General features: G+C 62.4%; 21 protein-coding genes and 1 tRNA gene. 9 read left to right on the plus strand and 13 right to left on the minus strand.

Annotated features, from left to right (window positions below; translation table 11 throughout):
• Positions 1-2: 2 nt before the first annotated feature.
• Together ABFC66_RS03485 and ABFC66_RS03490 are read right to left on the minus strand one after the other, a co-directional pair.
• Positions 3-1328 carry a S41 family peptidase gene (locus tag ABFC66_RS03485; protein WP_346739559.1) on the minus strand — a complete coding sequence of 442 codons (1326 nt, stop codon included), beginning with the start codon at positions 1326-1328 and terminating at the stop codon, positions 3-5.
• Positions 1329-2375 carry a peptidoglycan DD-metalloendopeptidase family protein gene (locus ABFC66_RS03490; protein ID WP_346739560.1) on the minus strand — a complete coding sequence of 349 codons (1047 nt, stop codon included), beginning with the start codon at positions 2373-2375 and terminating at the stop codon, positions 1329-1331. It abuts the gene before it with no gap.
• On the opposite strand from ABFC66_RS03490, the gene ABFC66_RS03495 reads away from it, so the two are divergent.
• Positions 2334-2714 (plus strand): hypothetical protein, encoded by a 381-nt coding sequence (locus ABFC66_RS03495; RefSeq protein WP_346739561.1) that lies wholly within the window; start codon positions 2334-2336, stop codon positions 2712-2714. The two genes, ABFC66_RS03490 and ABFC66_RS03495, sit on opposite strands and share 42 nt — an antisense overlap.
• On the opposite strand, the gene gpmI is transcribed toward ABFC66_RS03495, so the two are convergent.
• From gpmI to rsfS, 3 genes are all read right to left on the minus strand, one after another.
• The gene (gene gpmI, locus ABFC66_RS03500; RefSeq protein WP_346739562.1) at positions 2704-4257 is read right to left on the minus strand and encodes a 2,3-bisphosphoglycerate-independent phosphoglycerate mutase; all 1554 of its coding nucleotides are present in this window, start codon (positions 4255-4257) and stop codon (positions 2704-2706) included. The two genes, ABFC66_RS03495 and gpmI, sit on opposite strands and share 11 nt — an antisense overlap.
• A 147-nt stretch (positions 4258-4404) precedes the next feature.
• Positions 4405-4887 carry a 23S rRNA (pseudouridine(1915)-N(3))-methyltransferase RlmH gene (gene rlmH, locus ABFC66_RS03505; protein WP_346739563.1) on the minus strand — a complete coding sequence of 161 codons (483 nt, stop codon included), beginning with the start codon at positions 4885-4887 and terminating at the stop codon, positions 4405-4407.
• An 83-nt stretch (positions 4888-4970) separates the two neighbouring features.
• Entirely contained in the window at positions 4971-5294 is a 324-nt protein-coding gene (rsfS, locus tag ABFC66_RS03510) for a ribosome silencing factor (protein ID WP_346739619.1), read from the minus strand.
• A gap of 70 nt (positions 5295-5364) precedes the next feature.
• Between rsfS and ABFC66_RS03515 the strand changes: the two genes are divergently transcribed.
• Positions 5365-5634 (plus strand): hypothetical protein, encoded by a 270-nt coding sequence (locus ABFC66_RS03515; RefSeq protein WP_346739564.1) that lies wholly within the window; start codon positions 5365-5367, stop codon positions 5632-5634.
• A 114-nt stretch (positions 5635-5748) separates the two neighbouring features.
• Here ABFC66_RS03515 and ABFC66_RS03520 read toward each other — a convergent pair whose 3' ends face one another.
• From ABFC66_RS03520 to ABFC66_RS03555, 8 genes are all read right to left on the minus strand, one after another.
• Positions 5749-6357, minus strand: coding sequence for a nicotinate-nucleotide adenylyltransferase (locus ABFC66_RS03520; RefSeq protein WP_346739565.1), 609 nt, complete (start codon positions 6355-6357; stop codon positions 5749-5751).
• 13 nt (positions 6358-6370) lie between these two features.
• Positions 6371-7612 (minus strand): glutamate-5-semialdehyde dehydrogenase, encoded by a 1242-nt coding sequence (locus tag ABFC66_RS03525; RefSeq protein WP_346739620.1) that lies wholly within the window; start codon positions 7610-7612, stop codon positions 6371-6373.
• Positions 7613-7744: 132 nt separating this feature from the next.
• Positions 7745-8863: a glutamate 5-kinase gene (gene proB, locus ABFC66_RS03530; protein ID WP_346739566.1), complete on the minus strand. Its 1119-nt coding sequence runs from the start codon at positions 8861-8863 to the stop codon at positions 7745-7747.
• Positions 8864-8894: 31 nt separating this feature from the next.
• A complete protein-coding gene (gene obgE, locus ABFC66_RS03535; protein ID WP_346739567.1) occupies positions 8895-9938 on the minus strand; it encodes a GTPase ObgE in 1044 nt (347 codons plus the stop codon).
• A complete protein-coding gene (locus tag ABFC66_RS03540; RefSeq protein WP_346739568.1) occupies positions 9935-10501 on the minus strand; it encodes a GNAT family N-acetyltransferase in 567 nt (188 codons plus the stop codon). Before ABFC66_RS03540 ends, obgE begins: the two co-directional genes overlap by 4 nt.
• Before the next feature lie 106 nt (positions 10502-10607).
• Positions 10608-10886: a 50S ribosomal protein L27 gene (gene rpmA, locus ABFC66_RS03545; RefSeq protein WP_346739569.1), complete on the minus strand. Its 279-nt coding sequence runs from the start codon at positions 10884-10886 to the stop codon at positions 10608-10610.
• Between the two features lie 17 nt (positions 10887-10903).
• Complete coding sequence (gene rplU / locus ABFC66_RS03550) at positions 10904-11215, minus strand: 50S ribosomal protein L21 (RefSeq protein ID WP_346739570.1); 312 nt, start codon at positions 11213-11215, stop codon at positions 10904-10906.
• A 127-nt stretch (positions 11216-11342) separates the two neighbouring features.
• Positions 11343-12110, minus strand: a complete 768-nt coding sequence (locus ABFC66_RS03555; RefSeq protein WP_346739571.1) for a CDP-alcohol phosphatidyltransferase family protein — start codon at positions 12108-12110, stop codon at positions 11343-11345.
• 170 nt (positions 12111-12280) lie between these two features.
• Between ABFC66_RS03555 and ABFC66_RS03560 the strand changes: the two genes are divergently transcribed.
• The 7 genes from ABFC66_RS03560 (at position 12281) to ABFC66_RS03590 (ending at position 20834) form a co-directional block, all read left to right on the plus strand.
• A tRNA-Ser gene (locus ABFC66_RS03560) sits at positions 12281-12370 on the plus strand.
• A 642-nt stretch (positions 12371-13012) separates the two neighbouring features.
• Positions 13013-13210, plus strand: a complete 198-nt coding sequence (locus tag ABFC66_RS03565; protein WP_346739572.1) for an AlpA family phage regulatory protein — start codon at positions 13013-13015, stop codon at positions 13208-13210.
• 85 nt (positions 13211-13295) lie between these two features.
• Entirely contained in the window at positions 13296-13715 is a 420-nt protein-coding gene (locus ABFC66_RS03570; RefSeq protein WP_346739573.1) for a hypothetical protein, read from the plus strand.
• Positions 13716-13776: 61 nt separating this feature from the next.
• Positions 13777-14889, plus strand: coding sequence for a tyrosine-type recombinase/integrase (locus ABFC66_RS03575; protein WP_346739574.1), 1113 nt, complete (start codon positions 13777-13779; stop codon positions 14887-14889).
• A gap of 945 nt (positions 14890-15834) precedes the next feature.
• The gene (locus tag ABFC66_RS03580) at positions 15835-17058 is read left to right on the plus strand and encodes an RtcB family protein (protein WP_346739575.1); all 1224 of its coding nucleotides are present in this window, start codon (positions 15835-15837) and stop codon (positions 17056-17058) included.
• Between the two features lie 456 nt (positions 17059-17514).
• A complete protein-coding gene (locus ABFC66_RS03585) occupies positions 17515-19488 on the plus strand; it encodes an AAA family ATPase (protein ID WP_346739576.1) in 1974 nt (657 codons plus the stop codon).
• 14 nt (positions 19489-19502) lie between these two features.
• Complete coding sequence (locus ABFC66_RS03590) at positions 19503-20834, plus strand: McrC family protein (protein ID WP_346739577.1); 1332 nt, start codon at positions 19503-19505, stop codon at positions 20832-20834.
• Positions 20835-20842 lie beyond the last annotated feature (8 nt).

Below are 20842 nucleotides of genomic sequence, written 5' to 3' on the forward strand. Positions count from 1 at the left end.
TGTCAGTTCGCGCTTGCCGAGGCCGTGCCCTTGAAAGCGGCATCCTTGCGAACGCCGTTCAGAAGGTCGATCGCATAGAGAAGCTGCCTGTCGTCCTTTTTGTCGGTCGGCACAAAGGAATCCGAACCGGCGACTTCCTTGGCGCCGTCTTCGGCAGCGAGGTGTCCGGGAAGCTCGGCTTCACCGGTGACGAGGGTGCGCTTCTTGAGCTTCGGATCGACGTTTTGCTCGACCTGAATGTCCGGCACGATGCCCTTGGCCTGGATCGAATGGCCCGACGGCGTGAAGTAGCGCGCCGTGGTCAGGCGCAGCGCGCCGTCCGAGCCGAGCGGAATGATGGTCTGCACCGAGCCCTTGCCGAAGGAACGCGTGCCGAGGATCGTCGCCCGGCGGTGATCCTGCAGCGCGCCCGCGACGATTTCAGAGGCCGAGGCCGAGCCGCCATTGATGAGCACGATAACGGGCTTTCCGCCGGTCATGTCGCCGCCGCGCGCATTGTAGCGCTGCGTGTCTTCCGAATGACGTCCGCGCGTCGAGACGATCTCGCCCTCACTGATGAAATCGCTGCTGACGGCGATCGCCTGTTCGAGAAGGCCGCCGGGATTGTTGCGGAGGTCGAGGACATAGCCCTTCACCTTCGCCGTCCCGATCTGCTTCTTCAGCGTCTGGACCGCCTCTTCCAGCAGCTCGCCGGTCTGCTCGTTGAACGAGGTAATGCGCACATAGGCGATATCGCCCTCGCGGTGGTACTTCACCGACTTGATGGTGATGATGTCGCGCGTGAGCTTGACGTCGAAAGGCTCGTCGACGCCCTTGCGCACGACCGTCAGCGTGACTGCGGTATTGACCGGCCCGCGCATCTTGTCGACCGCGTCGCTCAGCGTCATGCCGAGGATCGGCTTGCCGTCGATATGGGTGATGTAGTCGTTGGGGCGAAGGCCGGCGCGGCTCGCCGGCGTTTCGTCGATCGGCGTCACGACCTTCACGACGCCATTCTCCATCGTGACCTCGATGCCGAGGCCGCCGAACTCGCCGCGCGTCTGCACCTGCATGTCGCGGAAGTTCTTCGGATTCATGTAGCTCGAATGCGGGTCGAGCGAGGTGAGCATGCCGTTGATCGCGGACTCGATCAGCTTCGTATCGTCCGTCGGCTCGACATAGTCGGCGCGGACGCGTTCGAACACGTCACCGAAAAGATTGAGCTGGCGATAAGTATCGCTGTCAGCCGCCTCGGCAATGCTGTTGAGGTTGCCCGGCTGCAACGCGAATACGGTGAGGGCCGAGACGATCGTGCCAATCGCAAAACCGCCGATCACAGACTTTTTCATTTATCCACGAGCCTTCTTATCACTCATCATCAGCCACGGGCGGGGATTGATCGGGTCGCCATCTTTCCGGAACTCGATGTAAAGCACGGGCCGCTGCCCGGCTTTCGCGTTCCGGTTGGAGCCGCCGTCCCGTTCGGCTGCCCCATCGTCTTGAGCCAAACTGTCTGGAGAGGGAGACGGGCCCATGATGCCGACGGGCTCCCCGGCAAGAACGGTCTGGCCCGCTGCTCCGTTGATTTTGCTCATGCCCGCCAACAACACATGGTAGCCCTCGCCCACCGATATTATCAAGAGTTGCCCATAGGCGCGAAAGGGGCCGGCGAAGACGACCTTGCCGTCAAAGGGCGCGATAACCTGCGCGTCGGGCCGGGTTGCGATCTGGAGGCCCTGTATCCGCCCGCCGAGACCGTTCGGCGCACCGAATTCCCTTAGCACGGCTCCGGTTACCGGCAGGCGAACAAGACCTTTTGCCTCCGAAAAAAGGCGCGATGAAGGCGATGAACCTTCGCTCCGGGGGGGGCTGAGTGTGGCGACCTGTTCGGGTTGGCCCGAGGGCTCCTGCACAGGTTCCTGGCCGGCTGTCACGACCGGCTCCGGCGGCGCCACAGGCTTCATCCGGGCGGGGTCCGGGCGGGGAAGGGGAATGCGCTGGGCGGCGGTGGCCTCGAGCCGGGAGATCAGATCGGTAAGGTCTGTGGCCTGCCGGGAAAGCCGCTCGGCCCGGCTTTGCTCGGTTTCCGCCGCCGCGACCAGCTTTTGCTGGCGGGCGACCTTCTTGTTCAGCAGGGTTTCGAGCCTCGCCTTGTCGCGTTCGAGCGATGCCTGGGCGTCGGCAAGGGTCTGGCGCTCGGCCATGATGGCAGTGCGCAGCCGCGCGAGTTCCTCGAGCTTTGCCTTCAGCGCCAAGGCCTCGGCGCGAAGTTCCGGCACGGCGGAGCCCAGAAGGATGGCGCTGCGGATGGCCCCCAGCGCATCGTCGGGCCGCACGGCGAGGGCGGGTGGCGGATGGCGGTCGAGGCGCGCCAGCGCCGCGAGAAGGTCGGCCATTTCTCCGCGGCGGTGTTCGAGCCGGAGGAGCAGGTCGGCTTCCGCCGCTTTCAGCGCCACGAGCCGTTCCTCGGAGGCCGAGACGTCCTTTTCGCGCGCCTGCACATTCGCTGCCGTTTCGATGAGGCGGCTGCGTATCTCGGCGATTTCCTTGCGCGCATCCTCGGACTGCGCCTCAAGCGCCTTCTTGCGCTCGACGCTCGTGTCGAGCTGGTGCTTCAGGGTTTCAAGCGCCGACGGGTCGGCGACTTCGGCCCGTGCGGGCCCGGACCACGGCGCGGAGATGGCTTGCATCAGCAGGCCCGCAAGAGCGAGCGGGGCTATGCGCTCAGGCCGTGACACGGGCAGCCTGTTCCGCCCCGGCGAGGAGCGAGAGACCTGTCATGCCTTGCGGAACCTCAATGCCCATCAGGTCCAGCAGCGTCGGGGCCACGTCCGCCAGCGTGCCCGGCCGAAGCATGGAGCTCTTGCCGATTCCGCTCACGATGAACGGGGTGCGCGACGAAGTCGGTCCGCGCCAGGGCGCGCCGGTCGCGGGATCCACCATGACTTCGCCCTTGCCGAATGCGCTGGTCACGACCATCGCCGCCCCACGCTTCTCGACCTGGGCCGCAAGCCTGCCCAGCTGCTTGTCGATGGCCTCGGCGGCATCGACCGTGGCGCGCAGATTGCCCGTGCGGCCGAGGATGGCGACGTTCGGCATATGCAGCGCGACAAAATCGCGGTCGCCCTTGCGCACCGCGTCGATGGCTTCGGCGACGAGATCGGTCGTCGCAAGTTCGGGACGCTTTTCGAGCTTGGCGAAGGGCGGGCTTTCGGCGACGCCGATCGTCTCGCCGTCATGGATATTGCCGACGCCGCCGCGCATGAACAGCGACAGGTTCGTTTCGGCAATGGTCTCCGTCAGCAGGAGTTGCGATCGGCCTGCGCGCGCAATCGTCTCGCTGAGCGTGGGCGTGACGGGGGGCGCGGCGAAAAGCGGCTCGACATGCGGCCTTGCACGGCCGTCGAGTTCGCAGAGCGAGGCGAGGCCGGAGAGAAGCGAGGCTGCGGGGCCGTCGAGCATGGCCTCGATGAGCAGGCGCCCGAGATCGGGCTGAAGGTTGACGAGGAGGAGCGCGTCGTCCTGTCGGATGCCTCTGTACTTCGTCGAGACGGCGGGCGGCACGCGATCGTCGGCGAGCCCCTTCCTGTAGACCTCGCTGAGATAGGCGGTGGGATATTCCGTGCGCGGCGCCTCGGCCGTGAGAATGGCCTTCATCGCCGATTTCAGAAGGTCGCCCTCGCTCGGCTCGTCGAAAGCATAGGCGCGGCCCATGATCGTTCCGAGGCTCGCATGCTCGGCGCCTGAAATATCGTCGAAGAATTCTGAAAGATAGTCGACGCCGCCCTGCCGCGCCGCATCCTGCCCGTCCATGACCGCGTGTACCCAGACCTGCACGCCTTCGTGACTGAGCAATGCGGCCAGAACGGCAAGGTGATGCTGATGCCCGGCGATGCCGCCCGGCGAGATCATGCCGACGAGGTGAATTGCGCCGCCGCGCGAACGGGCGCGCTGGACGAGCCTGGTGAGCGCCGGGTTCGCGCTGATGGCGCGGGCGTCATCCTGCTGAATGGCGCGATTGACGCGAAGGATCGATTGCTCCACCGGGCGGCCGGCGCCAAGGGTGAGATAGCCTGCCCGCGCATTTCCGGGCTTGCCTGCCGAAAGTCCTACATCCTCGCCTGAAGCTGAAAGGAGCGTCTGCGCGGATGCTGCGGCCAGACGGTCATAGATCGGCGTACGCGCCATCGCGAGCGCATTTCCCTCGCGCTCTGCGCGAATTCCCCAGCCGTCCAGAAGGACGAGAACCAGGGGTCTGACGCCGACAAACCCGCTCATAATTTCTGAATTAATCAGCCCCGACTCAATGCCTGCATGTTCGCCACGCAGTACGGACGAAACTATTCCAAGGCATGAATCCTGTCCATGACCACGATGCGACATCGCTGCCATATTGATCGTTCCGGCGGCGCTGCGACGAGGCGGTCAGACGCGGTGATAGGGGTGTCCGGCAAGAATCGTCACGGCGCGGTAGATCTGCTCGGCGAGCATCACGCGGACGAGCATGTGCGGCCATGTCATGGGGCCGAAGGCGAGGACATGGGCAGCCTCTTCGCGAAGCGCTGGCGAGAGGCCTGCCGCGCCGCCGATGATGAATGCGACATCCGAATGTCCTTCGTCGCGCCAGCGGCCAAGGCGTTTTGCGAAGGCCTCGCTTGGCTCGGCGCGGCCGCGCTCGTCCAGCGCGACCAGAAGCGCCCCGCGCGGAATTGCGGCGCGCAGCAGTGCCGCTTCGGCCTCCTTGAGCGGGTTTGTATCGAGGCGACGCTTCTCCTCGACCTCCTTCAGATTGAAGGCCGTGATGCCGATGCCGCGGCCAGCGGCTTCGGTGCGCGAAACATAGTCGTCGAGAAGCTCCTTCTCGGGGCCGGCGCGAAGCCTGCCGACGGCGCAGAGATCGATGCGCATGGGGGCCTTTCTTCAGGCGCGCAAGCGGCACAGCGGACAACCGCTGCGCCCTGTCGCGCAAGGACCGAAAAAATGCGCTGCCGTCAGACGGCGGCTTGCTCGGCCGGAATATTGGCCGACCACATTTTTTCGAGCTTGTAGAAGTCGCGCACCTCGGGGCGGAAGATGTGGATCAGCACATCGCCGCTGTCGATCAGAACCCAGTCGCCCTGCCGAAGGCCTTCGACATGCGCCGCGCCATAGCCGGCTTCCTTCAACCGGCGAAGGAGATGCTCGGCGACGGCGGCGACATGACGCGCCGAGGTGCCGCTCGCGACGACCATGTAGTCGGCGATCGGAGTCTTCCCGGCGAGGTCGATGGAGACAATATCCCCGGCCTTGTCCTCGTCGAGACTCTTGAGAACCAGGGCAAGATGGGCAGCGGCTTTCGACGTTACGGGATCGGCTTTTTTTGAAGCCTTTTTCGCAGCGGGCCTCTTGGCCGTAGCCTTGGCGGCTGTCGCCTTCTTTGCGGCGGGCTTCGCCTTCGCTGCCTTCTTGGGAGCTGCTGCTTTCTTTGGGGCGGCGGCTTTCTTCGGAGCGGCTGCCTTCTTCGGGGCTGCTTCCTTCTTCGGTGCCGAAGCGGCTTTCTTCGCCGTCGACGCCGTCTTGGTTGCGGACCGCTTTTCGGTCTTGGCAGCAGTTGCCTTCGACGCGCTTGCGGGCTTGCGCTGGACCTTGGTGTCCTTCGTGGGGCTGCTCAGGTAATGGCTCCTTCTGTCCTGACTCGAGGATCGAAGCCGACCGCCGAAGCGGATTCGGCTACCCCAAGATTAGGGGCGCGATGCTCCGAGTTCAATCTATCCGTTGAATCGAACGCCTTTATGACTCTCCGCGCGCCGCCCGTATAGAGGTCGCGGAAGCCGGGTGCTCGCGTCCGTCGAGAAACACGAGGGCTGGCGGCGCGACGCGGGCGAGAAGGCGCGCGTCGCTTTGATCGAGCGTCGCCGGCTTGAGCATCATGGCGGCTGGAGAAAGCCGCGCCTTCAGCGTGAAGCCCGGCCTTGGGTAGACTGCCATGGCGATTTCATGCGTCAGTTCCCGCCATTTCGCCCAGCGCGGAAGTTGCAGCAGATTGTCCGCGCCCATCAGCCAGACGAAGCGGATATCCGGGTGACGCGCCTTGAGCGCGCGCACCGTGTCGATCGTGAAGCGGGTGCCGAGCCGCGTTTCGATGTCGGTGACGACGATGCGCGGATCGCCGGACTTCGCGACAAGCTCTTCGGCCGCCTTGACGCGGGCTTCCTGCGGCGCCATTCCCGATGCGCTTTTCAGCGGGTTCTGCGGCGAAACGAGCCACCAGATGCGGTCCAGCGCCAGCGCCTTCAGGCACATGCGCGTGAGATGCAGATGCCCCTCATGTGCGGGATTGAACGAGCCGCCGAGCAGGCCGACCGTCATGCCCGGTGCCAGCGCTTCGCTGCGTTTCATGGGCGGCGTCCGTTCACGGCCTGATCTGGCCGTTGCCGCGCACCACATATTTGAAGCTCGTCAGCTGCTCGACGCCAACGGGCCCGCGCGCATGGAACTTGCCGGTCGCGATGCCGATTTCCGCGCCCATGCCGAACTCACCGCCATCGGCAAATTGCGTCGAGGCGTTGTGGAGCACGATGGCGCTATCCACCACTGCGAGGAAACGATCGGCGGTCTTCTGGTTCGCCGTGATGATCGACTCCGTGTGGTGCGAGCCGTAGCGCGCGATGTGGCGCATCGCTTCCTCGACGCCGCCGACGACGCGCACGGAAATGATCGCGTCGAGATATTCGGTGCTCCAATCGGCTTCCGTCGCGGGCTTCACGCGGGCATCGACCGCGCAGGTGCGCTCGTCGCCGCGCACTTCGCAGCCCGCGTCGAGCAGATCCTTGACGAGAACGGGAAGATGCGTCGCCGCACAGGCTTCATCGACAAGCAGTGTTTCCGCCGAGCCGCAAACGCCGGTGCGCCGCAGCTTCGCGTTCATCACGATCTTGCGCGCCATTTCGAGATCGGCGTCCTTGTCCACATAGACGTGGCAGATGCCTTCGAGATGCGCGAAGACGGGCACGCGCGCTTCCGACTGCACGCGGGCGACGAGGCTCTTGCCGCCGCGCGGCACGATGACGTCGATATTGCCGTCGAGGCCGGCAAGCATTTCGCCGACCGCCGCGCGATCCGTCGTCGGAACGAGCTGGATCGCATGCTCGGGCAGATTGGCGGCCATGAAGCCTTCGACGAGCGATTCATGGATGATGCGGCTTGAATGGCTGCTCTCGGAGCCGCCGCGCAGGATTGCGGCGTTGCCCGACTTCAGGCACAGCGCGCCTGCATCCGCCGTCACATTGGGGCGGCTTTCATAGATGATGCCGATGACGCCGAGCGGCACGCGGATGCGCTCGATGTGAAGACCGTTCGGGCGGTCCCACTCAGCGATCTTCGAGCCCACGGGATCGGGAAGGGCGGCGATATCCTCAAGCCCCTTCGCCATGGCTTCGATGCGCTTCTCGTCGAGCATCAGGCGGTCGAGCAAGGCGCCCGACAGACCCTTCTCCTTTGCCGCGGCGAGGTCTTTCGCATTGGCTGCGAGAATGTCGTCGACATTGGCGCGCAGAACCATGGCGGCGCCGAGTAGGCCCGCATCCTTCTGCTTGGTTGGCGCCAGGCTGAGCTTTTCGGCGGCGGCGCGGGCGCGCTTGCCCATCTCCGCCATGAGGGCGGCAACGCTGTTCCGGTCTGCGTCGATTTTCACAATGCTCACGAGGCCACCTGTTTTCTGCTCGTTCTCTCATGTGTAGCGCCGTCGACCCTACCGCAAGGGGCGGAGGCCGGCACGGGCTTTGTCTCAGGCCTTCATCATCACCAGATCGTCGCGATGGACCATTTCGGCCCGGCCCGCGAAGCCCAGAAGCTCCTCGATCTCGCTGCTGTTATGGCCCTTGATGCGCTGGGCGTCCTCGCTCGAATAGGCGGAAAGCCCGCGCGCGATCTCGATGCCATTCTCGTTGAGAATGCTCAGCGCGTCGCCGCGCTCGAAGCGGCCCTCGACGGCGGTGATTCCGGCGGGGAGAAGGCTCCGGCCATGGCGCAGCGCATTGACCGCGCCGTCATCGACCGTGATCGAGCCCATGGTCTTGAGGCTGCCGGAAATCCAGCGCTTGCGCGAGGCGACGGGCGTGGTGCGCGCCGTGAACCAGGTGCAGCGCGCGCCTTCTTCCAGCGCGCGAAGCGGGTGCAGCGTGCGGCCGTTCGCAATCGCCATGTTGCAGCCGCCATCGGTCGCGATGCGGGCGGCGGCGACTTTCGTCTTCATGCCACCGCGGCTCATCTCGCTCGCGGCGTCGCCCGCCATGCCCATGATTTCGGGTGTGATATCGGCGACTTCGGGGATATGCGTCGCGCCGGGTTCCGAAGGCGGCGCGGTATAGAGGCCGTCCACGTCGGAGAGCAGGACGAGGCAGTCCGCCGAGATCATGCTCGCGACGCGGGCGGCGAGGCGGTCATTGTCGCCATAGCGGATTTCGCTGGTCGCGACAGTGTCGTTCTCGTTGATGACGGGCACGGCGCCGAGACGCAGCAGCGTGTTGATGGTCGAGCGCGCATTGAGATAGCGCCGCCGCTCTTCCGTGTCGTCGAGCGTCAGCAGAACCTGGGCGCATGTGCGGCCGTAGGCGCTGAGGATTTCCTGATAGGCATGGGCGAGGCTGATCTGGCCGACGGCGGCGGCAGCCTGGCTTTCCTCGAGTTTCAGCTTGCCCGAAGGCAGGCCGAGGGCGCGGCGGCCGAGTGCGATGGAGCCGGACGAGACGATCAGCATTTCCTGTCCGCGTGCGCGCATCGTCGCCACGTCTTCGATGAAGGCGTGAAGCCAGGTGCGGTTGAGCTTGCCGGTCTCCTTGTCGGTCAGAAGGGCGGAGCCGATCTTGACGACAACGCGTTGGGCATTGCTGAGGCGCGCGATCATTTGCAGACCTCGCAGCGAACTCCTTGTCCGATCATGGACGCCATCCTTCTTCCGGCTCTTCAGCCGCCTTCTTTTCTTCAGCGTTCGCCGCGGCGATTTCGTCGGCGACCAGGTGCAGCACCTTGTCGACGCCTTCGCCCGAGACGCCGGAGATGACATGCACCTTCTTGCGGCGGCTCGCCTTCACCAGCGCCTTGCGCTTTTCCTCGCGCTCTTCTTCCGACAGCGCGTCGCATTTGTTGAGGCAGAGGATCTCGGGCTTCTCGTCGAGCCCGGCGCCATAGGCTTCGAGTTCGTTCCGGATGACGTGATAGGCCTCCGCCACATCCTCCTGCGTGCCGTCCACGAGGTGAATGAGAACGCGGCAGCGCTCCACATGGCCGAGGAAGCGATCGCCGAGCCCTGCGCCTTCGCTCGCACCTTCGATGAGGCCTGGAATGTCGGCCAGAACGAAAGTGCGCGCATCGACGCTCACCACGCCGAGGCCGGGCGTCAGGGTGGTGAAGGGATAATCCGCGATCTTGGGCTTTGCCGCGCTCACCTTGGCGAGGAAGGTGCTCTTGCCCGCATTGGGCAGGCCGACAAGGCCCGCATCGGCAATGAGCTTCAGCTGGAGCCATACCCACATTTCCTGGCCTTCCTGGCCGGGATTGGCACGGCGTGGCGCGCGGTTGGTCGAACTCTTGAAGTGGGCGTTGCCGAAGCCGCCATTGCCGCCCTTGAGCAGCACGACGCGCTGGCCGACCTTCGTAAGATCGGCGAGGAGCGTTTCCCCCTCTTCGTCATAGACCTGCGTGCCCACGGGTACTTTCAGCACCGCGTCGGCGCCGTTGAAGCCGTGACGGTTCCGGCCCATGCCGTGCATGCCGGTCTTGCCCTTGAAATGCTGCTGGTAGCGATAGTCGATGAGCGTGTTCAGCCCCTCGACGCATTCGACCACGACATCGCCGCCCTTGCCGCCGTCGCCGCCGTCGGGGCCGCCGAATTCGAGAAATTTCTCGCGGCGAAAGCTGACCGCGCCGGCGCCGCCGTCGCCAGCGCGGACATAGATTTTCGCCTGATCGAGAAATTTCATTCTGTCGTCTCTCTTGCGAGGAGGTTGTGCGTGGCCGCCCGCGCCCTCGGCAGTTCCATCCGGAGGCCACGCAGCTTGGCGCGCCGCGCTTCCGACCAGATCTCGTTTTCCGCAATATAGCGGAAGCCGAGCTTGGTCAGAACGCGGCCCGACGCATGATTTTCGACAATGTGCCCCGCCGTCAGCCTTTCAGGGGAAAGGCGCGCGAAAGCCTCGGCGATGAGGCGCCTGCCGGCTTCCGTCGCGATGCCGCGGCTCCACCAGGCCTCGCCGATCCAGTAGCCGAGTTCAAAGGCGTCGCCGCCCTTGTCCGACGCATCGAGACCGATCGAGCCGACCAGTTCGCCGTCCCGCTCGATGGCATAGGCATAGCTCTGCCCTGCGGCGCGGCGCGCATCATGCGTCGCGATCCACTCTTCCGCGAGACCGTCCTTATAGGGGTAGGGCACGCGAGCCAGCATGCTCGCCACTTTCCAGTTGCCGGCGAGCGCCTGAACGCGCGGCGCGTCGTCGAGATTGAAGTGCCTCAGGACCAGCCGGTCCGTTCTCAGAACGTCCTGCATCGGGGGCTCTCCTGGCCCCGAGAGGGCATTAAAAAAGGGAGATGGCGGCCCATCTCCCTCTCGATTTCGATGGTCGCCACCTGCGAGGTGGCGAAACCTCGCGTCTTCAGTCGGCCGCAGCCGCCGGAGCGCCGGCCGGCATGACGGATACGTAGGTGCGGCCGTTTTTGCGCGCACGGAAGGACACAACGCCCTCAACGGTCGCAAAAATGGTGTGATCCGTGCCGATGCCGACATTCGCGCCGGGGTGCACCTTGGTGCCGCGCTGACGAATGATGATGTTGCCCGGAATGACGGCTTCGCCACCGAACTTCTTCACACCAAGACGACGACCGGCGCTATCGCGACCGTTGCGGGATGAACCGCCTGCTTTCTTATGAGCCATTTGTCTCTACTCCTGCCTCAGCCTGCGATCTCGACGATCTTGACGAGCATCAGATCCTGGCGATGGCCGTTCTTGCGGCGATAATTCTGACGACGGCGCTTCTTGAAGACCGTCAGCTTCGGGCCGCGCGTCATTTCGACGATCTCGGCCTTCACGCTCGCGCCTTCGACGAGCGGCGCGCCGATCTTCGTCGCGCTGCCTTCGCCACCGATCATCAGGACCGGAAGGTCGATCTTGTCGCCGGCGTTCGCTTCGACGCGCTCGACTTCAAGGAGTTCGTCTTTAGCGACTTTGTACTGCTTGCCGCCGGTCCGGATGACTGCGAACATGGGAAACCACCATATAACGGAAAAGGGCCAGGCGCGGCGGAAGTGCCGCGGCCCGGGCCGAATTGGGGGGGAATATACAGGGGGAGGACCGCCTGTCAAGGCGAGAAGGCCTTGGGAACCGGCCCTTTCAGCCCCTTTCAGTCTGTCGGAAAGAACGCCAGAGGCAGACTCCGAGAAAATAGACCGAGACGAGCAGGAAGGCTCCATAAGCCACCGGCATGGCTTTCGCCGGGGTAAGGCTGGGCCCGCTCGCCAGCACCAGCGTGAAGGTAAGAGCTCCCCAGGCCCCCGTCATGAGCAGATTTAGTGACCGGAGCGCCCGGACACGGAAGGGATGGATGAATTTGAGCGGCACGAAGGTCAGGGCGCCCAGCACCGCGATGGCCGCCAGATTCGCCCAGGGGCCGCTCGTCGTCAGATAGAAATAGAGGATGACGAGGTTCCAGACCGCCGGAAAGCCGGAGAAATAATTGTCCGATGTCTTCATGTCCTTGTTGCCGAAGCAATAAAGGGACGTCGTCATGATGTAGGCGGCGGCGGGAATCTCGAAGCCCGATGGGACCATGCCGAAGCGGTAGACGATGAGGGCCGGGATTACCGTGTAATTGAGGTAGTCGATGATGTGATCGAGGATCGCGCCGTCGAATCGGGGCGCGAATTCGGTCACGCGGACCTTGCGGGCCATTGGCCCATCGAACCCGTCGATCAGCAGCGCCGCGCCGAGCCAGAGCAGGACGAGGCGCAAGTCGACCGCAATCAGCGCCGCAATGGCCAGCAGCCCGGCCACGGCGCCCGAGGCCGTGAAGGCATGGACCGCCCAGGCGGCAAAGACCCGCGGCCGGAGCCGTTCCACTCCGGGCTTGGCAGCTTTTTGCTCTGTACGCGCGTCGCTCATGGCGAAACTTTAGCAGGATCGCGGCCGCCAAAACGCCCTTTCTGCGCAGCGACGCAAAAAGGAGAGATTTATGGCCGTTCAGGCACTTGTGCCGGCGCAATAGCTCGGTCTACATTCCGCGCCGCTTCCACATGGCAGCCGCGCGCCCCGCCGCCGGCCCCATACCTCGCGGAGAGGTGGCTGAGTGGTTGAAAGCACCGCACTCGAAATGCGGCATAGGGGTGACTCTATCGGGGGTTCGAATCCCTCCCTCTCCGCCAAGAATCATTGTAACTTATTGAAATATATAAATATTTATGATGCGGCTAACTCCGGCCCATCATCCAGCCCCACATCCCATCAATGCCAGCGTGGCTCGCCTGATCCGGGATTTGTCCGAATTTGAGGTGAGGAGCGCCCGAAAAGACCTCGTTGGGATTTGTTGCCCTGCTGCGGGATGAGGTGCGACGAGTAGTTGCTGCATTGGCCGAATCGGTTCAGCCTTTCTTTAAGTCAAACGAAATCAGGGACTTCGTTATCTCTGCCAGTCTGACTGCATTTTCAGTTTGAGCGCATGACGCGCCTTCATCAGCCCGCAAAGCAGCGGGAGAAGGACGCGTATGCCAATTCCTCCAGACGATCTTCATTCTCAGCCCGGTCTGTTCGGTCAGCTCGACCTGCCCGTACCTCACAGGCAGGAACAAGGTGTTGCGGCTCCTGCCCCGGCACGATCTCCGGCGCCCTCTAATAAAGCCGGCGCGGCGGATGAGATGCGTCCCGCTGAACCCGCTGATGCGGTGCCCGTGCGCAGGAAGCGGCGGAAGGCCGGATGTGAGAGCGCAAGCGCGCGCACGATCTCATCTGAAAAATCGGCCTCGTCTGAGAACACGAGCGGGATCGCAACCCTTCAGCCGCCCTCTCAGATGCTCGCTGATTTGCCGGAGCGCTATTTCACCGTGAGGCAGGTGGCTACACGCTATCGCGTCGGCATTGCGACGGTCTGGCGCTGGGTCAAGGAGCAGGACGGATTTCCGGAGCCTGTTCGTCTTTCAAAGGGGACCACACGCTGGTGCGAGGCTGACCTGTTGCGCTTCGAAATCGCAAGGAGGGCGGGCAAATGACGGCCTCCCTTGTGCCCGCCTGGTACGGCGGTTCTCAGCCATCTCTCCACGCCGAGATTTCAATCGACCGTGAGGGAGGCTGCTGATGCGCCGCCGTCACCATCCCAACAAGGCTAAATCAAATTGGGTCTATGACCTCAAGGCGACCCGTTCGCTCTATGACGTCAGCAGAAACACCCCCCTGAACTGGATCAAGCAGGGGCTTCACCCAATCGACGATCAGAAGCCGGTGGCGTTCCGCGGCGACGAGCTCAATCGCTTTCATCTGCAGCGAAGGCAGAATCTGCGGTGTCGCTTGGAGCCGCATGAATTCTTCTGTGTCGGGTGCAAGCGTCCCAAGCAGCCGCTTGATGGTGAGATTGATGTCATCTCGTCCCGCAAAGGCGCAGCTCATATCACGGGCGTGTGCCCGGACTGCAATGGCGCCGTCTTCCGGTTTGTGGACCCGCAGGGGACGTCCGCGTTCTTCGAAAAATATGCGGTCAAGAGCAGAGACAAGAAATGACACTAGTGTGAGGACCCTGTTCTCGCTGTTGTTGTGCATTGAGCAATTCAGGATTGTCGAAATGTCGAACCCGAAAAATGATCGCTGCCGTCTGGCGTATCAGGCGCATCTCCGGCATGCCAAAGGGCTCAGTGAGAAGAGCATGGATGCGGCGCTGTCAGCATTGACCGAATTTGAGGTCTTTACGCGTCATCGTGACTTCAGGCTGCTTCATCGAGAGCAGATCATCGGCTTCAAGGATCATCTGATGACTCGCGCGAGCCGCGCCGATGGCCAGCCTCTCAGCGCCTCTACGATCATTCATACGCTCGGTCACTGTCGGGCATTCTTTACCTGGCTCGTCGAGCAGAGAGGCTATCGCAGCATGAACGCGACCGAGGTGGACTACTTTGCGCCGCCGCGCCGTGAGGTCATGCGTGCGCGTACGCTGCCTCCCAAGCCGGTTCCGACTCCCGACGAGGTCCGCCGTATCCTTTCGACCATGCCCGGAGAAACGCTTCATGCTCGCCGGGACAGGGCGATCATTGCTTTCATGTATTTGACCGGGATCAGGGTCAACGCGGTTGCCTCATTGCGTCTCGGGCATCTCGATATGGTCTCAAGGACGGTCTTTCAGGATGCAGGCGTCGTTCGCGTCAAATTCTCGAAGAGCCAGGTGACTTCGTTCTTTCCTGTTGGGAGCGATATCGAGCAGATCGTTGTGGACTGGGCGCTGGAACTCTGCCAGCGCGGCTATTCACCCGACGATCCGCTCTTTCCTCGGAACGGTGAGCTGGGTGACAACGGCGACAGCGAGATTGCGCGCGAATGCTGGTCTAACTCCGCACCCATAAGACGGATATTCAAACGCGCATTTGAGGATGCGGGCATCAGCTATTACACGCCTCACGCATTCCGAAAGACGCTGACCCGCTTGGGGCTCGAAATGTGCGATACAGTGGAAGAGTGCTGGGCCTGGTCGCTCAATCTCGGTCACAACTCGCTCAATACAACCCTTCAGCATTATGGGGTGCCGTCGGATGAGCGTCGCCGGCAGGTGCTGGGCGCGCTGGGCCGGTCGATAGACGAAACCATGGACGAGGGGACCGAGGCTTTACTGCCATTGTTCAGGACAAATCCTGCCTTTGCGCGAGCCGCCAGAATCTTTGCACGGCAAGAGAGGTCGGCTGAATAATTCCGTGTCTCGACGAGCTTGAAGGAGCGTCGTCATGTCGTGCTGGTCAAGACTGAGGACTCATCCCGTGGGGCAGCTGGACTGCCCTCGCTGGAGGCGCGCGAAGAAGACCGTTCGCAGCTTTCAGGAGAGCAGTTAATCGTTCGATCGGTCCGCTCGAGGTCGATCACATCGACTTCGAGAGCATGAAAGCGCCAGCGGATTGGTGACATGGAATTCCGCATCGCCATCCGCTTGTATAGACGATGCTCAACAAACTCTTCGCTACGAAGGTAGTAATGGGAGCCTAAGGGCGCGCCAAAAAACCTCTCTGGCGGCGTCATGTATGTCTGTAGCCGCCTATTAGGCCTCATCGTCCGGCGGGGCGACGCTGGCCTGCCCGTCGTCAGATGAAACCGAAATTTGCCAACCCAACCGGATCATTCGGTGGGGGAAGGTCATTGAGGTGGAGGAGTGCCCCGCGGGCGAAGGCGCGTCTGGGCGATGCGGAATTTGCCGGAACACACTCAGTGATCGTCTTCGATGTCTTGATCTCATCGGCCACCATGTCGCCCTGGCCGCTTTCCGGGGCGCGACCTGGCGGGATCTCGTGCACCCATAGGCATATTAGGCAGGTCGATGAAGCCCCGTAGGGAGGGGGCAGGGCCCCAATTTGAAGATATGACTTCATCTGGGGACGGAAAGAGCTTGCCGATTCCCGAGTACGGAGTATTTTTGGTTAAGACAACCTTTAGGGACCCTCGCCCGTGAGCTACCCAGCACCCCGCCTAGCATCCTGCAGCCGCATTAACCTGTGCGGACGAGGATGCATATGCGCCAGCTGCATGCTGGGAGAGGGTGCCTTTTAGGCGATCAGGTCGTCACCCAGGCAGGCTTCAGGCCGACGCCCCTCACCCGGTTGAACACGGGGAGGGGCGTCGGCTTTTTCAGACTCTGAGGACTGTCATGGATCACAGAAACTTTAACACTATCTCCGTCGAGAACGGGGTCCCGATCAAGGCCTGGACGAAAGGCGTTCCGGTTGACGCGGCTGCCGAGCAGCAGCTCCGGAATGTCGCTGGCCTGCCTTTCGTGTTTCATCACGTCGCCGCCATGCCGGATGTCCATTGGGGTATGGGTGCCACGATCGGGAGTGTGATTGCGACGCGCAAGGCCATCATCCCGGCGGCGGTGGGCGTGGATATTGGTTGCGGCATGATGGCCACCCGCACAAACATTTCTGCGGCGCGCCTGCCCGACGATCTTCGCTCGATCCGCCTTGCCATCGAGGCTGCAGTGCCGCATGGCCGCACCGACAATGGCGGCGCAAACGATCGGGGCGCATGGAGCGAGGTGCCGCAGGCGGCGGTCAAAGTCTGGGCCGGATTGGCGCAGGATTTTGCTCAATTGTGCGAACGGACGCCGGCGCTTGCCCGGTCGAGGTCCATCGATCATCTCGGGACGCTTGGGACCGGCAATCATTTCATCGAGCTCTGCCTCGACGAGGCCGACATCCTGTGGGTCATGCTGCATTCCGGTTCCCGCGGCGTGGGGAACAGGATCGGCACGGTCTTTATCGAGCTCGCCAAAAAGGAGATGGAGCGCTTCTTCGTGCATCTGCCCGACGCAAATCTCGCTTACCTCCCCCAGGGGACGGAGCACTTCGCGGACTACATGAGAGCGGTCTCCTGGGCCCAGAAATTCGCGCGTGCCAATCGCCAGCTGATGATGGACGGCGTGCTCGCGGCGCTTGCCCAGTTCTTTCCCGACATTGAAACCGACGAGATGGCCGTCAACTGTCACCACAACTATGTCGATACGGAAGAGCATTTCGGGGAAACGGTGCTCGTCACCCGCAAGGGGGCTGTCCGCGCACGGGCGGGCGACCTTGGCATCATTCCGGGCTCCATGGGGGCCCGGTCATTCATCGTTCGCGGCAAAGGCAATCCCGAGAGCTTCTGCTCCTGCTCTCATGGGGCGGGGCGCCTCATGAGCCGCAATCAGGCGACCAGACAGTTTTCGCTGGAAGATCATGCCGTCGCCACCGCGCACGTCGAATGCCGGAAGGATGGCGGCGTAATCGATGAAACGCCGGGCGCTTATAAGGACATCAATGCGGTCATGAATGCTCAGGCCGATCTTGTCGAGATCGTCCACACGCTGCGTCAGGTGGTCTGCGTCAAGGGGTGAGGTGGAATAGCCGTGGAACAAGCCGATGAAGGCGGGCGCCAAGGCGCACGCAAAGGCTCAGTAAGGCAAGGGTGCCGATCTCAGCATTGAGGCAAAGCACGCCGAACTGCTGGCCATCGGTGTGATATCCTCTTCTCGCTCTTGTTGTGCGGTGAGCGGCCGTAGCAGCGGCGCAGAGGCTTCGAGTGGGTTGGCTTGTATTTTATGGTGGCCTTTGGTGCTGAACGCAGACCAATCAGGTGCTTCTTTGTCGGACAGCTAAGCTGAGATAGCGTTTTTATTCGTCTCTTATTGCTTGGAAGATCATCCTGTTGTCAGGGCGTGTCGCCTGGTTGTTGTGATACACGAGATCGTTCATTTGCAGAAGCCACCACACGCGGGCGGTCTGGCGGCATGTGGAGCGCGCCATGACCGATTGCGTGTGGGGCAAGATTTGGTTGGCGGAGCAGGGAGTCAATGCCGAAGGAATCTGAAACGATGGCGGACTATTTCACCAGTGAACACTTCGAACTGCTGAACAGATGGAGGGGGCAGAAGCGCGACGGATCGAACGAAGAGCAGAACCGTGCCTACAACGACCTGAAAGAGGCGTGTCAGGTGACGGAGGCGTGGGCGGAAAGGGTGAAGGACAAACTGTTCCCTCAAGGGCGCGTTAATATCCGCAAGAAGCCAACCAACCAAGGCCAGAATTTCTTGGGTTATAACTGGGCGAAGATCTACCCGTCGTCCGAGGCACCGAAGGAACTGGCCTACACTGTTGGCATCGATGCTGAAGTCGGCTTCGTGGTCAAGATCGATCTGGTTGATACCCAGACGGAGGATGCCGATCTGCGCCCAAAGTACGAAGAGATCCGCGGGCCATTCATGGCATCGCCTATCGTGGCCGTCTTGCCCGCCGCCGATGGACTGAGCAAGTCGTTCTCGGAATTGGTGGAATGGTCCGTGGAGGCCATTCAAACATTCCGACCGCGCTATGACGACCTGGTCGCCGAGCTGAAGCTCGACAAGACACTGAGCGACGAAGATGAGGCTGGCGATTCCGACAAGATGAGTCAGCCCATCAACCGCATCTATTACGGCCCGCCCGGCACGGGCAAGACCTATGAGTTGTCGAAGCTGTTCAAGCGAGAATATGAGCAGGCCATGACCTCGGTGTCCAACGAGGAATGGCGCAATCAGTTCATTTCGGAAAAAATTGCCTCAAGCAAATGGTGGGAAGGCGCTGTGTTGGCCTTGTACGACCTCGGCGGGAAGGCGACCGTCAGTCAGCTCTTGGAGCACCCCTTCATCAATGCCATCGCCGAGGCCAAGGGGCGCAAGGATAACCTGCGTCAGACGATCTGGATCACGCTGCAAGAGCGCACCATTGATGAGTCTGTCACCGTCAAGCAGAGGTTGCGATTCAGTCCGCAGGTGTTCGACAAGGACGAGAACTCGGTCTGGCGCTTGGCCGGTGATTGGCGGGAGGCATGCGGCGGCCTCGCGGCTTTGGTCGACGAATACCGAGCCGGGGCCCCATTCTCGGAGGTGCTTCGCCGCTACAGCTTCGTCACCTTTCACCAGTCCTATGGGTACGAGGAGTTCGTCGAGGGCCTTCGCCCGGTGCTCGGCGGCGACGCAGTGGCTGGCGAGATTCAGTACGAGATCCGATCCGGTGTTTTCAAGGAGCTGTGCCGCCGGGCACGGTCGGCACCACACCAGCGATTTGCAATGGTGATCGACGAGATCAACCGAGGCAACATTAGCAAGATCTTCGGTGAGTTGATCACTTTGATCGAGTCCGACAAGCGCGAGGGTGCAGAGCATGCAGTGTCGGTGACGCTGCCATACTCTGGTGAGAGCTTTTCGGTGCCGGCCAATGTCGATATCATCGGCACAATGAACACAGCAGACCGTTCGCTGGCGCTTCTGGATACCGCTCTGCGCCGCCGGTTCGAGTTCGTACCGGTAATGCCCGATGCCCGTGATGAGCCTGGCGCGCCGCTCGCAGGACTGCGCGTCACGCTGGGTGACAAAGAGATCGACGTGCCTCGCCTGCTCGATGCTATCAACCAGCGTATCGCAGCGCTCTACGACCGGGACCATTGCATCGGCCATGCCTACTTCACGCCGTTGAAGAAGGTGTCTGATGGAGCCGAACGACTGGTGGCGCTGCAGAAAGTGTTCAGTACACGCATCCTACCCCTATTGGAGGAGTACTTCTTCGAAGATTGGCAGAAGATTCGTCTTGTGCTGGCCGATAACCAAAAGCCAACTCTCGCGCAGCTTGTTGTTGTCGAGAGTCTCGACCACGAGGACGATCTGGGTCGTCTGTTCGGTGGCGACCACGGCTTGGACACCTACACCACCAAGCGCCGGTACACGGTGCATGAGGCTGCGTTCTCGAACCCGGATTCCTACATCGGCATCTACCAAAACTTGTCGATCTAAATCCGGAGGCGCTGGTGAACGGCATCACGATCTACGAGGACGAGGCGCTAACCGCTGCGAAGCCGGGCCTGGCAGACGTTGAGGGTTTGCACGGCGTCCCGGTACACGGCGTCCCGGTAAATGTCTATGGGTGGCTGGAGGACCAGTGCCTGCGGTCCGCAGAGCGGGGCGAGGCGGCATGGCTGCGTCTGACCCAGCGCCGTGGGCGCCGCGTTGTGCAGGTCAAAAGCTTCGTCGGCGTGATCCGTGCTCCAGACGGCTTCCAGGTCGAGGTGCTCCCAAAGGTTGGTAAGGCGATTGGTGGTGGCAAGATCGAGGCTCGTCAGCTTCTGATCGAGATGCTCTGCTGCCTCCGAGACTTTCGCCATGTTCAGACCGATAGCGCCAAGATTTTAGCCGTGCGCATGCCGCTGCTGGAGGTGTTCATCGCAGAGTATCTGCGTGCAGTCGAACACGTGGTCAAGCGCGGGCTGCGCAGCGACTATTCGAGCAAGCGGGACAACCTCTTCGCTCTGCGGGGCAAGCTGCTGATGGCGCCACATTTACGGCAGAACCTCTGCCGGGCCGATCGCTTCTTCACCGAGCATGACGAGTTTGAGATCGATCGGCCGGAGAACCGGTTGCTGTGCGCCGCGTTGCGCCGCGTGTTGACGCTGTCGGCCTCGCAGACCAACCAGCAGCTGGCCCGCGAGCTGACCTTCGTGTTTGCGGATGTCCCGGTGTCGGCACAGCCTAGCATCGACTTCCAGCAGGTGCGGATGGACCGGGGAATGGGCTACTACGCCGATGCGTTGGCCTGGGCCCGCCTCATCCTCGACGAGGAGTCGCCCTTGACCGGGGTCGGAGGCCGCAGCGCGCCATCGCTGCTGTTCCCGATGGAGGCGGTGTTCGAGGCGTTCGTCGCCAAGCACCTTGCGAACCAACTGGCGCGGCCTCTGATCCTGAAGACGAAAACCCGAAGCCATCATCTGGTTCGCCATCGCGAGCAGCACTGGTTTCGATTGGAGCCGGATCTGTTGGTCCGTTGCAATGGCAGTGATGTGTTGGTGCTGGATACCAAATGGAAGCTGCTGGATGGGCTGAAGGCGAATGGGACGGACAAGTACGGCCTGTCGCAAAGTGATTTCTATCAGTTACAGGCCTACGGCCTGAGCTATCTGGGAGGCCGGGGTGAGGTGGTGCTGATCTACCCCAAAACAGCCTCGTTTGATCAACCGCTGCCAGTGTTCGAATTCCCCAAAATCGAGGGGCTGAGGCTGTGGGTGCTGCCGTTCTGTTTGAAGTCGCGGCGCCTTTCAATTCCGGAAGAGGCGCCTTTTGCCGATGTATTCCTTGGCAGGAATTGACGTACCAT

The sequence above is a fragment of the Parvibaculum sp. genome (assembly GCF_039680535.1).
GTDB lineage: Bacteria > Pseudomonadota > Alphaproteobacteria > Parvibaculales > Parvibaculaceae > Parvibaculum.

Coding starts and splice junctions, on each gene's coding strand:
- ABFC66_RS03570 (WP_346739573.1), top strand. CDS start 13,296: ATGCGCCGCCGTCACCATCCCAACAAGGCTAAATCAAATTGGGTCTAT.
- ABFC66_RS03525 (WP_346739620.1), bottom strand. CDS start 7,612: ATGGCGGAGATGGGCAAGCGCGCCCGCGCCGCCGCCGAAAAGCTCAGC.
- proB (WP_346739566.1), bottom strand. CDS start 8,863: ATGATCGCGCGCCTCAGCAATGCCCAACGCGTTGTCGTCAAGATCGGC.
- ABFC66_RS03490 (WP_346739560.1), bottom strand. CDS start 2,375: ATGGCCGACCTTCTCGCGGCGCTGGCGCGCCTCGACCGCCATCCGCCA.
- rpmA (WP_346739569.1), bottom strand. CDS start 10,886: ATGGCTCATAAGAAAGCAGGCGGTTCATCCCGCAACGGTCGCGATAGC.
- ABFC66_RS03520 (WP_346739565.1), bottom strand. CDS start 6,357: ATGAAACGCAGCGAAGCGCTGGCACCGGGCATGACGGTCGGCCTGCTC.
- gpmI (WP_346739562.1), bottom strand. CDS start 4,257: ATGAGCGGGTTTGTCGGCGTCAGACCCCTGGTTCTCGTCCTTCTGGAC.
- rplU (WP_346739570.1), bottom strand. CDS start 11,215: ATGTTCGCAGTCATCCGGACCGGCGGCAAGCAGTACAAAGTCGCTAAA.
- ABFC66_RS03585 (WP_346739576.1), top strand. CDS start 17,515: ATGCCGAAGGAATCTGAAACGATGGCGGACTATTTCACCAGTGAACAC.
- rlmH (WP_346739563.1), bottom strand. CDS start 4,887: ATGCGCATCGATCTCTGCGCCGTCGGCAGGCTTCGCGCCGGCCCCGAG.
- ABFC66_RS03495 (WP_346739561.1), top strand. CDS start 2,334: ATGGCGGTCGAGGCGCGCCAGCGCCGCGAGAAGGTCGGCCATTTCTCC.
- ABFC66_RS03575 (WP_346739574.1), top strand. CDS start 13,777: ATGTCGAACCCGAAAAATGATCGCTGCCGTCTGGCGTATCAGGCGCAT.
- ABFC66_RS03555 (WP_346739571.1), bottom strand. CDS start 12,110: ATGAGCGACGCGCGTACAGAGCAAAAAGCTGCCAAGCCCGGAGTGGAA.
- obgE (WP_346739567.1), bottom strand. CDS start 9,938: ATGAAATTTCTCGATCAGGCGAAAATCTATGTCCGCGCTGGCGACGGC.
- ABFC66_RS03580 (WP_346739575.1), top strand. CDS start 15,835: ATGGATCACAGAAACTTTAACACTATCTCCGTCGAGAACGGGGTCCCG.
- ABFC66_RS03485 (WP_346739559.1), bottom strand. CDS start 1,328: ATGAAAAAGTCTGTGATCGGCGGTTTTGCGATTGGCACGATCGTCTCG.
- ABFC66_RS03565 (WP_346739572.1), top strand. CDS start 13,013: ATGCTCGCTGATTTGCCGGAGCGCTATTTCACCGTGAGGCAGGTGGCT.
- ABFC66_RS03540 (WP_346739568.1), bottom strand. CDS start 10,501: ATGCAGGACGTTCTGAGAACGGACCGGCTGGTCCTGAGGCACTTCAAT.